At 67.8% G+C, this 14,787-nt stretch carries 7 protein-coding genes; 4 read left to right on the forward strand and 3 right to left on the reverse strand.

Annotated features, from left to right (window positions below; all coding sequences use genetic code 11):
• Positions 1-4: 4 nt before the first annotated feature.
• Complete coding sequence (locus ACTIFS_RS09225; protein WP_439573783.1) at positions 5-1,069, forward strand: NAD-dependent epimerase/dehydratase family protein; 1,065 nt, start codon at positions 5-7, stop codon at positions 1,067-1,069.
• Between the two features lie 169 nt (positions 1,070-1,238).
• Here ACTIFS_RS09225 and ACTIFS_RS09230 read toward each other — a convergent pair whose 3' ends face one another.
• From ACTIFS_RS09230 to ACTIFS_RS09240, 3 genes are all read right to left on the reverse strand, one after another.
• The gene (locus tag ACTIFS_RS09230; protein WP_439573784.1) at positions 1,239-4,985 is read right to left on the reverse strand and encodes a vitamin B12-dependent ribonucleotide reductase; all 3,747 of its coding nucleotides are present in this window, start codon (positions 4,983-4,985) and stop codon (positions 1,239-1,241) included.
• Positions 4,986-5,778: 793 nt separating this feature from the next.
• Positions 5,779-8,622, reverse strand: a complete 2,844-nt coding sequence (locus ACTIFS_RS09235) for an Rne/Rng family ribonuclease (protein ID WP_439573785.1) — start codon at positions 8,620-8,622, stop codon at positions 5,779-5,781.
• A gap of 526 nt (positions 8,623-9,148) precedes the next feature.
• Complete coding sequence (locus ACTIFS_RS09240; RefSeq protein WP_439573786.1) at positions 9,149-9,817, reverse strand: L,D-transpeptidase; 669 nt, start codon at positions 9,815-9,817, stop codon at positions 9,149-9,151.
• Between the two features lie 256 nt (positions 9,818-10,073).
• On the opposite strand from ACTIFS_RS09240, the gene ACTIFS_RS09245 reads away from it, so the two are divergent.
• From ACTIFS_RS09245 to ACTIFS_RS09255, 3 genes are all read left to right on the forward strand, one after another.
• Positions 10,074-10,562, forward strand: coding sequence for a hypothetical protein (locus tag ACTIFS_RS09245; RefSeq protein WP_439573787.1), 489 nt, complete (start codon positions 10,074-10,076; stop codon positions 10,560-10,562).
• Between the two features lie 179 nt (positions 10,563-10,741).
• Complete coding sequence (locus tag ACTIFS_RS09250; RefSeq protein WP_439573788.1) at positions 10,742-12,073, forward strand: N-acetylmuramoyl-L-alanine amidase; 1,332 nt, start codon at positions 10,742-10,744, stop codon at positions 12,071-12,073.
• Between the two features lie 247 nt (positions 12,074-12,320).
• Positions 12,321-14,771 carry a penicillin-binding protein 1A gene (locus tag ACTIFS_RS09255; protein ID WP_439573789.1) on the forward strand — a complete coding sequence of 817 codons (2,451 nt, stop codon included), beginning with the start codon at positions 12,321-12,323 and terminating at the stop codon, positions 14,769-14,771.
• The last annotated feature ends 16 nt before the right edge of the window (positions 14,772-14,787 follow it).

The raw sequence follows: 14,787 nt of genomic DNA on the forward strand, positions 1-14,787 counted from the left end.
TCTGATGCAAACCCAAATCGCCCGTCCCCCGAGCCAGTCAGTCTCAGCTTTTGTGACGGGCGGTTCGGGCTTTGTCGGTTCCCGCCTCATCGCATTGCTCATTGACCGAGGTTGGCGGGTTAAAGCGCTGGCTCGCAGCCCAGGGGCTGTTGCGGCCGTGCAGGCTGCGGGCGCTACCGCCGTGCTGGGCGATCTCGATGACCCCAACAGCCTGAAGTCCGGGATGGAAGGCTGTTCGGTCGTCTTCCACGTCGCCGCTCACTTCAAGCTTTGGGGTTCGCGCGCGTCGTTCGACCGGGCCAATGTCGAAGGCACCCGACACATTGTCGAAGCTGCGCTCGCAACCCCAGGACTGCGTCGCGTGGTAGCAGTAAGCGCCGCTGCGGTCGTCATGGGCGATCCTGAGCCGATGCTCGACGTCGATGAGAGCTTGCCACTCCAGACGAGAGCGTTTGCCCCCTATTCCTCGTCGAAGGCCGAGGGTGAGCGCATTCTTCTCGCCGCGAACGGCCGTCGGTCGAACTTCGAAACGATCGCCATAAGGCCGCCGTTCATCTGGGGCGCCGGCATGCCGACCCTGGACCACATGGTCGAGACGGTACGAGCCGGTCGCTTCCAATGGGTTGGTGGCGGTGATCAGGCCATGTCCACATGTCATGTGGACAACCTTTGCGACGCCCTGTTGCTTGCGGTCGATCGCGGCCGGGGCGGCCAAGCATACTTCGTTTCGGATGGTCGGAGCGGCTCCCTCAAGAGCGTCATATCGTCTTTACTCGCCACGCGGGGCGTCATTCCGAAAGACCGTTCCGTCCCTTTCCCGCTGGCCTGGACCATGGCCGGCGTGATGGGAGCAGCCTGGAAGGCGCTTCGGCTGTCTGGCGAGCCCCCGATCACCCGCCAGATGCTCCGCTTGATCGGGAAGCCGTTCACCGTGAACATCGCCAAGGCGCGCGCAGAGTTGGGGTATTCTCCGCGCATGAGTTTTGCTGAAGGCTTGGCAGCTATGCAGAGCCGGTCGTTGCGATCAATCGACGCCGAAACTCATACCAGCGCTGCCGAAGCACTATGACGTTGTGCCTGGGCTTGTGAGTGCCCATTTCTCGGACGCCAAAACGATGAGGCCCCGCTGAGCGGCGGAGCCTCCCATGGCGAGTGCCATGCCCTGGGCGGATTGCGCGACGCTAACCCGGCGTTTGGTGCCAGATTGTGCGTCGCTCTCCAAAAACCCGATGTCAGCCTCAACTGCACCCCGTCGTCGAGCCGCAGGTGTCGCACTTCAGGCACGTGCCGTTCCGCACCATGGTGAAGTTCGAGCATTCCGGGCAGGCATCGCCCACATAGCCGCGCAGCTTGGCTTCCGCGCGCCGGTCGGCGTTGGTCCGCTCGCCCGTGCGCTCGGCCTTGGTCTCGGGCGCGCGCGCCTCCTCGAACAGCCGGTCGAGGGCGGGGGAGACGGCCGCCGCCACCTCCTCCTTCAGCGCGGTTGCGCCGAGCGTTGCAGGCCCCGCGCCCGCCCCGCCATGGCGCGAGGCCATGGGCACCACGGTGCCGGAGCGCGCGTCATTGGCGAGCGAGCCGGGATTGATCTGCCCGCCCTTCTCCCCGGCCACGACCGTGAACTTGTCGGTCTTGCCGCGCACCAGGCCCTTGGACAGCACGCTCCTGGCGCCTTCGGACGTGCCGGTGCCGAGCGCGTCGTAGCGGCTCTCGCCGGGATCGACATGGCCGAGGTCCGAGCGGCCGAGATAGCTCACCGCCAGCTCGCGGAACACGTAGTCGAGGATCGAGGTGGCGTATTTGATCGTGTCGTTGCCCTGCACCGGGCCCGCCGGCTCGAAGCGGGTGAAGGTGAAGGCCTCGACATATTCGTCCAGCGGCACGCCGTATTGCAGGCCGAGCGAGATGGCGATGGCGAAGTTGTTGAGCAGCGAGCGGAGCGCCGCGCCCTCCTTGTGCATGTCGATGAAGATCTCGCCGATGCGGCCGTCGTCATATTCGCCGGTGCGCAGATAGACCTTGTGGCCGCCGACCACCGCCTTCTGGGTATAGCCCTTGCGGCGGTCCGGCATGCGCTCGCGCTCGCGGATCACCTGCACGCGCTCGACCACCTTCTCGACGATCTTCTCGGCCAGCGCCGCGGCGCGGGCGGCCTGCGGCTTCTCCATCAGTTCCTCGACCGCGTCCTCGTCCTCCTCGTCCTCGATCAGCTGGGAGTTCAGGGGCTGGGACAGCTTGGAGCCGTCGCGGTAGAGCGCATTGGCCTTGAGCGCCAGTTTCCACGAGAGCATATAGGCGCTCTTGGCATCGTCGACGGTCGCCTCGTTCGGCATGTTGATGGTCTTCGAGATGGCGCCCGAGATGAACGGCTGGGCGGCCGCCATCATGCGGATATGGCTCTCCACGGAGAGGTAGCGCTTGCCCTTGCGGCCGCACGGATTGGCGCAGTCGAAGACCGGATAGTGCTCTGCCTTAAGGTGCGGTGCGCCTTCCAGCGTCATGGCCCCGCAGACATGCTCGTTGGCCGCCTCGATGTCCTTCTTCGAGAAGCCGATGCGAGCCAGCAGTTCGAAGCCGGGCGCGTTCACCTCCTCGGCCGGGATGCCGAGGGTCTTCACCACGAAATCCTCGCCGAGCGTCCACTTGTTGAAGACGAACTTGATGTCGAAGGCGGTCTTGAGCTGGGCCTCCACCTTGGCCAGCGCCTCGTCGGTGAAGCCCTTGGCCTTCAGCGTCGAAGGGTTGATGGCGGGAGCCTGGGCCAGCGTGCCGTGGCCGACCGCATAGGCCTCGATCTCGGCAATGTCGCTCGCGCGATAGCCGAGCGTGCGCAGCGCCTCCGGCACCGCCTGGTTGATGATCTTGAAATAGCCGCCGCCGGCCAGCTTCTTGAACTTCACCAGCGCGAAATCGGGCTCGATGCCGGTCGTGTCGCAGTCCATGACAAGGCCGATCGTGCCGGTGGGCGCGATCACAGAGACCTGGGCATTGCGGTAGCCATTGGCCTCGCCCAGCGCCAGCGCCTCGTCCCAGGCGCGGGTGGCATGGCCGACCAGCACCGGGATCGGGCAATTGGCGTGGTCGAGCGGCACCGGGTTCACCGCCAGCTTCTCGTAGCCCGCCGCCTCGCCATGGGCGGCGCGGCGGTGGTTGCGGATGACGCGCAGCATGGCCTCGCGGTTCGGCTCATAGCCGGGGAAGGCCCCCAGTTCGCCCGCCATCTCGGCCGAGGTCTTGTAGGACACGCCGGTCATGATGGCGGTCAGCGCGCCGGCCAGCGCACGGCCGCCGTCGCTGTCATAGGGAATGCCCATGGTCATCAGCAGGCCGCCGATATTGGCGTAGCCGAGGCCGAGCGTGCGGTACTCGTAGGAGCGCTCGGCGATCTGGCGCGAGGGGAACTGCGCCATCAGCACCGAGATTTCCAGCACCACGGTCCACAGCCGGCACAGATGCTCGTAGCCGTCGACATCGAAGTGCTTGGCCTTCGGGTCGTAGAACTGGAGCAGGTTGGCAGAGGCGAGGTTGCAGGCCGTGTCGTCCAGGAACATGTATTCCGAGCATGGGTTCGACGCGCGGATGTCGCCGGCCGCCGGACAGGTGTGCCAGTCGTTCATCGTGGTGTTGAAATGCAGGCCCGGATCGGCGGACGCCCAGGCGGCATGGCCGATCTTCTCCCACAGGTCGCGCGCCTTCAGCGTCTTCATCACCTTGCCGGAGATGCGGGCGGTGAGGTTCCAGTCGCCGTCGTTCTCCACCGCCTGGAGGAAGTCGTCCTTCAGCGAGACGGAGTTGTTGGAGTTCTGGCCGGCCACCGTCAGATAGGCGTCCGAGTCCCAGTCGGTGTCATAGGTCGGAAACTCGATGTCCTTGTAGCCCTGGCGGGCGAACTGGATGACCCGCTTGATGTAGTTGTCGGGCACCATGGACTTGCGGGCGGCCTTCACCTCCCGCTTCAGCGCCGGATTCTTGTTCGGGTCGAAGCACGAATCGCCATCGCCCTCGCAGTTGATGCAGGCCTTCATGATGGCCTTCAGGTGCCGGGCGACGATCTTGGAGCCGGTCACCAGCGCCGCGACCTTCTGCTCCTCGATCACCTTCCAGTCGATATAGGCCTCGATGTCCGGATGGTCGGCATCGACGACCACCATCTTGGCGGCGCGCCGCGTGGTGCCGCCCGACTTGATGGCGCCGGCCGCACGGTCACCGATCTTCAGAAAGCTCATCAGGCCCGACGACTTGCCGCCGCCGGCCAGCCGCTCGCCCTCACCGCGCAGGTAGGAGAAGTTCGAGCCGGTGCCGGAGCCATATTTGAACAGGCGCGCCTCGCGCACCCACAGGTCCATGATGCCGCCCTCGTTGACGAGGTCGTCCTGGACCGACTGGATGAAGCAGGCATGAGGCTGGGGGTGCTCGTAGGCCGACGTCGACTGGGTCAGCTGGCCGGTCTCGAAATCGACGTAGTAGTGGCCCTGGCCGGGCCCGTCGATGCCATAGGCCCAGTGCAGGCCGGTGTTGAACCATTGCGGCGAGTTCGGCGCCACCATCTGGCGGGCAAGCATGAAGCGCAGCTCGTCGAAGAAGGCCTGCGCGTCCGCCTCCTGGTCGAAATAGCCACCCTTCCAGCCCCAGTAGGTCCAGGTGCCGGCAAGCCGGTCGAAGACCTGCTGCGAGGTGGTCTCGCCGATCCAGCGATCCTTTTCCGGAAGGGCCTTCAGCGCCGCCTCGTCGGGCACCGAGCGCCACAGCCACGAGGGCACCGAGTTCTCTTCAACGCGCTTCATGCGCGCCGGCACGCCGGCCTTGCGGAAATATTTCTGTGCGAGGATGTCGGCCGCCACCTGGCTCCACGCCTCCGGCACTTCGATGCCCTCCAGGCGGAAGACGATGGAGCCGTCGGGATTGCGGATCTCCGACGTCGCCTTGCGGAAGGCGATCCCCGCATAGGGCGACTGTCCGGCCGTGGTGTAACGCCTGTCGATGCGCATCGTCCGTTCCTCGTATCGCAGCGGGGAGTGTGCGCCCGCGCCGCCGTTGGGTCCATGGTCTGGACCTGTCCAGCCGGTTCTGTCCCGGCCCCTGTTGTCGCCCGGCCCGCTTGTTCCCGCTCTCCACAGGGGAGGGCCGGGGACGGGCTCCTGCTTCGTCCGTTCTGCCCCCGACAGCGCAGCCGCAGTCCCGCCGGGAGAGCCTTCGCCTTGGCCCGCGCCGCCGGTTGCAGAGACATTCCGTCCGCGCCGATGCCTCAGGGCTTCGGCCGCTTCGGGATTCCGTCTGGGGAGAGGTCAGGCGGTGACTTGAAACGAACCGCCGAACCGGATGCAAACTGGCAAAGGGGCTTCGTGACGTCAAGATGTAGTGGGCGCGGGTAAACGGACCCCTAAATATGGTGTGGACGGCGCAAGATTTAAAGGGAAAACCGCTGGCGGCAAGCCAAGTGTCGGGAATCGTGCCCAGATTCGGCAAGGCCCTTTTTTGCACGCCACTCGCCGCCGCCCCGATTCCGGCCGATGCAAGCGCCTTGTTGCGGTGTGCGGGCTCCTCTGCCGTCCGCCTGTGTGGCGGAATCGTGACAGCAGGGCGACGGCCGCGTTCCCGGTCCGTTCAGGCTGACCCAGGGTCAGTGAGGCGCCTTCCGCTGGGTCCGGTGGATCGAGCTAGCACTTTCGAATCACAGCCGAATCGGCTGCGTCACCGAATCGTCACGGCAAGCGGGCGCACACAGCGGAACGGCCGGATTGCTCCGGCCGTTTGCGTCATGTCCTGTCCTGTGAAGAAGGATCAGCCCTTGCGGCTCCACCAGCCTGCGCGGCGGGCGATCGGGTTCTCGGCCGCCTTCACCACCTCGACCGGTTCGGGGTCCGGGGTCCGCCTGCGGCGCACCGGCTCCTCGACCTCGACGACGGCAACCGCGATCGGCTCGGCAGCCGCCGGCGCGGCGGCCGGCTGAAGCGCGGGCGCCTCGTCCGCCTCGATGGCTGCGCTGTCTCCGGAGGAGGCGGCATCGCCATTGATCGGAACGCTGCGCCGCTCGCGTCCACGGCGACCGGCATGGCGCACGGGCGGCGCGGCGTCTTCGCCAGCGGCCGGAGCCACGGCCGTGTCCGGATCGGCAGCCTCGGGCGCCGGGAAGGGGTCCTCGCCGTTGCCGGCAAGGCCATTGGCCTCCGAAGCCGCGGCCTCGGCGCCTTCGGGCGCCCCGGCCTCGTCCTCGCCGCGGGTCCGCCGGCCGCCACGGCGACCGCGCCGCCGCCGCTTGCGCTCCTCCTCGGCCTCGCCGCCGGCCTGAGCGGGAGCGTCCGCGTCCTCGCTGTCGCCCTGGGCCGCCTCGGTCTCCTCGGAGCCGGCATCGTCGCCGTCCTCGCGCTCGCCGTCATCAGCCGACAGCCCGTCCTCGCGGCCGCCCTCGGCTTCGCCCTCGCCACGGCCACGGCGGCGCCGGCGGCGGCGGCGCTTGCGGCGGTCGCCCTGGTCACCGTTCTCGCCATTGTCGTCGCGGCTGCGCTCGCCGGCCTCGGCGGTGTCCTCGGCCTCGTCGTCCTCGTCGACCAGATCCTCGACGATATCGTCAGGCTCGACGGGTGCCGGCGCGACCGGCTGCGGCCGCCATGCGGTCTCGGCAGTGTGGACCTGAGCGCCCTTCTCGATGGCGAACATGTGCTGGCCCGTCACCGTCTCGTCGGCATGGATGTCGACGCTGACGCGGAACCGTGTCTCCAGTTCGTGCAGGTGGCCACGCTTGTTGTTGAGCACATAGAGCGCCACGGCCGTGCGGGTGCGCACGATCACGTCGTGGGTGGAGGCGCGCAGCAGCTGCTCCTCGACCGAGCGCAGCAGATGCAGCGCCACGGAGGACACCGAGCGCACATGGCCGAGGCCGCCGCAGGTCGGGCAGGACTCGGTCGAGCTCTCCAGCACGCCGGTGCGGATGCGCTGGCGGCTCATCTCGAGCAGGCCGAAATGCGAGATCCGGCCGACCTGGATGCGGGCTCTGTCGTTCTTCAGCGCATCCTTCATGCGCTTTTCGACCGCGCGGTTGTTGCGGCCCTCGTCCATGTCGATGAAGTCGACGACGATCAGGCCGGCAAGATCGCGCAGGCGGAGCTGGCGCGCCACCTCGTCTGCGGCTTCCAGATTGGTGCGAAGCGCCGTGTCCTCGATATTGTGCTCGCGGGTCGAGCGGCCGGAGTTCACGTCGATGGCGACCAGCGCTTCCGTCGGATTGATGACGATGTAGCCGCCGGACTTGAGCTGGACGGTGTTGGAGAACATCGCGTCAAGCTGCGCCTCCACGCCCGAGCGGGCGAAAAGTGGCTGCGGCTCGCGATAGGGCTTCACGTTCTTCGCATGGCTCGGCATGAGCATGCGCATGAAGTCCTTCGCCTCCTTGTAGCCTTCGTCGCCGGCGACGAGCACTTCGTCGATGTCCTTGTTGTAGAGGTCGCGGATGGACCGCTTGATGAGCGAACCTTCCTCATAGACCAGCGTCGGCGCGTTGGACTTCAGCGTCGTCTCGCGCACCGTCTCCCACATGCGCAGGAGATATTCGAAGTCCCGCTTGACCTCGGTCTTGGTGCGGTTGGCCCCCGCCGTGCGCAGGATGACGCCCATGCCCTCGGGCACCTCGAGGTCGCCGGCGATCGCCTTCAGGCGCTTGCGATCGGTCGCATTGGTGATCTTGCGGGAGATGCCACCCCCGCGGGCCGTGTTCGGCATCAGCACGGAATAGCGGCCGGCCAGCGACAGATAGGTCGTCAGGGCCGCGCCCTTGTTGCCGCGTTCCTCCTTGACGACCTGCACCAGCATGACCTGCCGGCGCTTGATCACTTCCTGGATCTTGTACTGCTTGCGCGGCCGGAAGGTGCGGTCCGGCATGTCCTCGAAGGCATCGCCCGCGCCGACCGACTCGACCTGGTCCTCCTCGCGCGGGGCGTCCTCGCCGTCCTCGTCCTCGTCGTCGTCATCCTCGTCGCCGTTCCCGGCGTCTCCGCCTCCCGTCCCGGCGGGGCCGTTGTCATCGGAAGCTTCGGCTTCTTCGGCGGCCGCTGATGTGCCGGCCTCGGCCGCATCGCTTCCGGCTGCCTCACCCTCGGCGCTGGCCGGCCCGCCCACGCCTTCCGACAGGACCAGCTTTTCCTCGCCGGCCTCTCCGCCGTCCTCGACCGTCAGGTCGCCTTCGGCGAACGGGGCCTCTTCGGCCACTGTCTCCGACGTCTTCGCGCCTGCCGCCTCGTTGCGCGGGCGCCGGTCGCGCCGCCGGCGACGGCCATTGCCCTTGCCACGCTCGCCGCCCTTGTTGCGGCTGCGGCCATTGTCCTCGTCGTCCTCGTCGCGGTGCTGCCGGGCCTCTTCGGCCAGCAACGCCTCACGATCGGCGACCGGGATCTGATAATAGTCCGGATGAATCTCGGAGAAGGCCAGGAAGCCGTGGCGATTGCCGCCATACTCGACAAAGGCGGCTTGCAGCGAGGGTTCGACCCTCGTCACCTTCGCCAGATAGATATTGCCACGTAACTGCTTGCGGGACTGGCTCTCGAAATCGAATTCCTCGACGCGATTACCGCGGACCACCACAACCCGGGTTTCTTCCGGGTGGGCGGCATCGATGAGCATCTTGTTGGCCATCGGATGAGCTCTTGACTGTTGTGGCGGCCACGGGAACCGGCCCGTGAGGGCCCTGTTCGGCACGGTAAGCCGGCTGGGCGCCATGCGGGCGCCGGCGCGGGGCCGTCAATGCTGCGGAAGGGAAGGGGGCGTGGCGGGCCGAAAAGCCGACGGCGGACCGGAGCGCGGGAACGGCAAAACCGCCTTCCCGTGCTGACCCGATGGACCCCGTCGATGCCGGCATGCCGCACACCCGTGAACAAGCGCGCCGCGACAGGCGTCGCGGCCAAGGGACACGGTGGCCGAGGCCTTCAAAGGCCGTGGCGCGAGCGGGAAGCCGGGAAGTGCAAGCGCGTCGCCGGAAATCAGCCCCCCGGCGCTCCACGCGACTCGCAGCTAAGCGGTCCGCGAACCATGCTTCACGGCTTGTAGCGGCGGGAAGGGGCCGTTGGCAAGCCGGCGAAGCGGCCCTGCGCCGCAAAACATGCGGGGCCGGCATTGCTGCCGGCCCCGGTTCGCCCCCACGAACATGACATTCCCCGGCGCGTCAGCCGGGCAGAACCACCACCGGCGTACCGATGCGGGCGCGGTTGTGAAGATCGATGATGTCGTGATTGAACAGGCGGATGCAGCCCGAGGAGACGGCCAGACCGATCGAGCGCGGCTCGTTGGTGCCATGCAGGCGGTACATCGTGTCCCGGCTGCCACGATAGAGGTAGAGCGCGCGGGCGCCCAGCGGATTGGCGATGCCACCAGCCATGCCGCCGGCATAGCGCGCATTGCGCGGATCGTTGCGAATCATGTTGGCGGTCGGCGTCCAATTCGGCCATGACGCCTTGCGGCCGACCGCGGCGCGCCCGTGCCAGAGCGCGCCCTGGCGTCCGACGCCGACGCCATAGCGGATCGCCGTGCCCCGGCCGGTGACGAAATAGAGGTGCCGCTCGGAGGGGCGGACCACGATGGTTCCGGCCGCCTCGCGGCCCGAATAGGCCACAGTCTGGCGCAGGAACCGCGGATTGACGCCGCTCGTATCCATGGCGGGCAGGGTGACGCGGCCGTCGCTGACACCGCCATAGGCGCCGATGCCTTCCGCCGTCGTCACGCAGCCGGTCAGGATCACAGGCGCCGCGAGAACGAACAGCCGCCGCGACATCTGCGGCGCATCAGCCCCTGCGACCCTGGACAGGAGGGGTTCTTTCTCAGCATCGATGGTCATGACGATGGCCTGCCTGAATCATGGTGAACGACGGATGATCTAGAGGTGACCGCTTCGCGAAAAAGCCGCAATCGGGATCGATGCCGCAGGGGACGATCCGGTGTCGATCGCCGGTGCCATGTTGCGGAAATCCCACACTGCGTAAGCCCTTCCACCCCCTTCCCTGCCACGTCCGCCACCCGGCTGCGGTCGACGGGGCAGCCCGGTGTCCCGGCGGCACGCGGGCCCGACCGAGCGGCCGCGCGGAGCCAAGGCCATGATCGTTCTGCCCATCGTGCCTCTCGCGGGGGCGGGGCCGCTGAAACTCGGGCTTGCGCGCGAGCCCCTGAGGCAGGCAGCCCATGCGGCGGGCCTTTCGCCGAGTTCGGACCATCCCGAATCGGACTATTTCGCCGATGAGGCTGTGCAGGTCGATTATGACGAGGCGGGCCGGGCGCTGTTCATCGGCATCTCCTCCGACAGCGCGCTGGTCGGGGCCACCTGGCGCGGCACGCGGGTCGCCGACACCCCGGCCGAGGAGGTCTTCCGCATGATCGCGGCGGGGGAGAGCGGAGGCGTCCACGATTTCGACGCCGACGGCTATCTGTTCCCCCGCCAGATCGTTGCGCTCTGGTCCGCCGACGAGCAGCACGACACCATCCGCCGGCGCGCCGGCGGGCCGCCCCGCCGCATCTGGGGGCAGATCGGCATTGGAACACCCGCCTATCGCGCGCAGGTCGAGCGGACGCGCGGGCGCGACACCTGAGAGGCTCGCCCAAGATCGCAGGACCGGTGGCCTGCGGGGCATAGCGCCCGCCAAAGCCGCCGGCCGACCGGTGCGGATGGGTAACGAAAGGTTAACGCCGCCGGCTCTATCGGTTATGCGCAGACGAGGTGCATCGGCCGGCGGATTCGATCCGGCCTGACTGGCGTAGCGGGCGGGAGATGATCCAACGCGGGCGCATCGGCTGGCTTCTGGCGTTCGTCCTTCTGACGAATGGACCGGCGCGTGCCGAAACCCCCGTCGATCCGCCAACCACCGGCTCGGTCCCGGCTGTGACGGCCCCCGGACCCTCCTCGGGCCAGCGCCTTGCCGCCGCCAGCCGCTCCACCCTGCCGGCCGCTGTCTCGGCGGTGCGGATTACCGGGGATGCCCGCCGGACCAGCCTGTCTCTGGACCTGACGCGGGCGGTCGAGATGCGGGCCTTCGCGCTGGCCGATCCCTACCGGCTGATCATCGACATGGACGAGGTGAACTTTCATCTCGGCGCCCAGGCCGGCAGCCGCGGCCATGGTCTGGTCAGGGCCTACCGCTTCGGCCTGTTCGCACCCGGCAAGTCGCGCATCGTGATCGATCTGTCCGGCCCGGCGACGATTGCGCGCGCCACCGTGGCCGGTGCTGACGGAGCGGCCCCCGCCCGGCTGCTGGTCGAGCTTGCCGCCACCGATGCCGACGGATTCCGCCGCGCCAATGCCGCCCGCCCGACCACCAATCTCGCCCGGCGCGGCGACCGCGAAAGCCTTGGCCCGCGCATCGGATCGCGCGCGCCCGCGCCGATAGGCCCCCCCCTCGTGGTGATTGACCCCGGCCATGGCGGCATCGATTCGGGCGCGGTGGCGCCCTCCACCGGCGACGAGGAGAAGAATATCGTCCTCGATTTCGCGAAGGTGCTGCGCGACAAGCTCGTCGCCTCGGGCCGCTATCGGGTGCTGATGACCCGGGATCGCGACATCTTCATCCCGCTCGCCCAGCGCGTGAAGATGGCGCGCGATGCCCAGGCTGCGCTGTTCATCTCGGTCCATGCCGACAGCATCTCGGGGGCGGCCGAAAATGCCCGCGGCGTGACGGTTTACACGCTGTCCGACCGCGCATCGGACGCCGATTCCGAGCGCCTCGCCGAGCGCGAGAACAAGGCCGATGCCATAGCCGGCCTCGACCTTTCCGACGAACCCTCTGAAATCGCTGACATTCTGATCGACCTCACGCGACGGGAGACGCGCATCTACTCGGCCAACTTCGCGCGCACGCTCGCGGGTGAGATGCGCCAGGTCACGCGCATGCACCGCCTGCCGCTTCGCTCGGCCGGGTTCCAGGTGCTGCGCGCACACGATATCCCGTCGGTGCTGGTCGAACTTGGCTTCGTCTCGAGCCGCCGCGACGTGGAAATGCTGACATCGGCCATCTGGCGCGATCGCACGGCGGATTCGGTCATGAAGGCGGTGGACCGTTTCTTTGCACCTCGGACCGGGGTGGCCGCGCCGACGGCGCGGAACTGACGCTGCGACGGGCGGGCCGCCTGACGTGGCCGGGAAGGGCGGAGGTGGCTTGTCGGGGTGCCATCCCGGGGTCACATCCGTGCCACAGTCGCACGACATCCGTGCGTCTGGGCAGCTTTCCCGATCGTTCCCGTTGGGTCTCGGGCCGGTGGCTGTGGTAGAGTGTGGGCATCAAGGACAGGGCATCGGCTTGATTTCCGCCACGGCGGGATGAGCGGCTGCTGCCCGTCGCAGGCGGATCGACCGGATGAAACTTGTTCTCCGATTTTTCGGCTGGGCTTTCGGGCTGGGCAGCGTTGCCTTCCTGCTGGCCGCCGCAGGCGTGGCGTTCTACGTCGTCCACGTCACCAAGGAACTGCCGGACTACAACACGCTGCGGAACTACGAGCCGCCGGTGATGAGCCGCGTTCACGCGTCCGACGGCCAGCTCATGGCCGAATATGCCCGCGAGCGCCGTCTCTACCTGCCGATCCAGGCCGTGCCGAAGCTGGTGATCCAGGCCTTCCTGTCGGCCGAGGACAAGAATTTCTATTCGCACAACGGCATCGATTTCAGCGGCGTGGCCCGCGCCGCCCTGCACAACTTCCAGACCCGCGGTTCAAACCGCCGTCCGCAGGGCGCTTCCACCATCACCCAGCAGGTCGCCAAGAACTTCCTCCTGTCGGGCGAGCAGACCATCGACCGCAAGATCCGCGAGGCGCTGATCGCCATGCGGATGGAGCAGGCCTTTTCCAAGGATCAGATCCTCGAGCTCTATCTGAACGAGATCTATCTCGGCTTTGTCATTCCCGGTCATGGCGCCTACGGCATCGCGGCTGCCGCGCTCGTCTATTTCGACAAGTCTGTTCATGAACTGACGGTTCCCGAAGCCGCCTATCTGGCGGCCCTGCCGAAGAGCCCGACGCAGCTCCATCCCTACCGCAACCGCGACCGGGCGCTGGAACGGCGCAACTACGTCATCAACCGCATGGTCGAGGACGGCCACATCACCACGGCCCAGGGCGAGGAGGCCAGGCGCGCGCCGCTGGCCGTCAACCCGCGCTCGCCGCGCCAGCAGACCTTCGCCGCCGACTTCTTCGCCGAAGAGGTCCGCCGCGAGATGACCGACCGCTACGGCGAGAAGAAGCTGCTGGAAGGCGGCCTGTCCATCCGGACCACCCTCGATCCGCGCCTGCAGGTGGCCGCGCGCGCCGCGCTCGCGGCAGGCCTCATCCGCTTCGACGAGGTGCGTGGCTGGCGCGGGCCGGTCACGCAGCTCGAGACGGTGAGCGGCGACTGGGGGCAGAGGCTGTCGGAAGTGCGTGCCCTGAACGATTCCGGCTGGCGCCTCGCCGTCGTGCTGGACGTGCAAGGCGAAACGGCGCGCATCGGTCTGCAGCCGGGTCGCGAGGCTTCGGGGCAGGTGGCCTCCGCCCGTCAGCTCGGCCTGATCACGGCCGAGGGCGTGCGCTGGACGCGCCGCACGGTGAGCCGCACGCTCAATTCCGGCGATGTCGTCTATGTCGAGCCGCTGGCCGACCGCGAAGGCCAGTTCCGGCTGCGTCAGGTGCCGGAGATTTCGGGCGGCCTCATCGCCATGGATCCCTATACCGGCCGCGTGCTGGCCATGGCCGGCGGCTTCTCGTTCGACCAGAGCCAGTTCAACCGCACCACGCAGGCACGCCGCCAGCCGGGCTCCTCGTTCAAGCCCTTCGTCTATGCCGCCGCGCTCGACAACGGCTACACGCCGTCCACGGTTGTCATGGACGCGCCCTTCGAGCTGAACACCGGTTCGGAGGTCTGGCGCCCCACCAACTATTCCAACCAGTTCTACGGGCCGCAGACCCTGCGCTTCGGCATCGAGCGGTCGCGCAACGTCATGACCGTGCGCCTTGCCAACGATGTCGGCATGCCGCTCATCGCGGAATATGCCAAGCGCTTTGGCGTCTACGACGACATGCCGTCTTTCCTGTCCTATTCGCTGGGTGCCGGCGAGACGACGCTGCTGCGCATGACGTCGGCCTATTCGATGTTCGCCAATGGCGGCAGGCGGATCCGCCCGACGCTGATCGACCGCATTCAGGATCGCACGGGCGCCACCATCTTCCGGCACGACGACCGTCAGTGCCAGGGCTGCATGGCGGAGCGCTGGCAGAACCAGGACGAGCCGATCCTCGTCGACCGGCGTGAGCAGGTGCTCGATCCGATGACCGCCTACCAGATCACCTCGATGATGGAGGGCGTGGTCCTGCGCGGCACGGCCACCTCGCTGCGCGCTCTGAACAAGCCGATCGCCGGCAAGACCGGCACCACCAACGAGGAAAAGGACGCCTGGTTCGTCGGCTTCTCGCCCGACCTCGCTGTGGGCGTCTATATCGGCTACGACACGCCGCGCCCGATGGGGCGGGGGTCAACGGGCGGCGAGCTTGCCGCGCCGATCTTCCGCGACTTCATGCGCGTCGCCCTGGCCGACAAGCCGGCCGTGCCGTTCCGCGTGCCGACCGGCATCAAGCTGATCCGTATCGACCCGCGCACCGGCCTGCGCGCCGGCGCCGGCTCGGGCGGCGCGATCCTGGAGGCGTTCAAGCCGGGGACGGCCCCGCCGGACAGCTACCAGTTGATCAACCCCTTCGATGCCGCCTCGGCCGGCGGTCCGCGGCGCGGCCCGTCCACCGAGAGCATCCGCGCGATCGGCACCGGTACGGGCGGGCTGTACTGATCGCCTGATCGGGTGT

The sequence above is a fragment of the Phreatobacter sp. genome, from assembly GCF_051860605.1.
GTDB lineage: Bacteria > Pseudomonadota > Alphaproteobacteria > Rhizobiales > Phreatobacteraceae > Phreatobacter.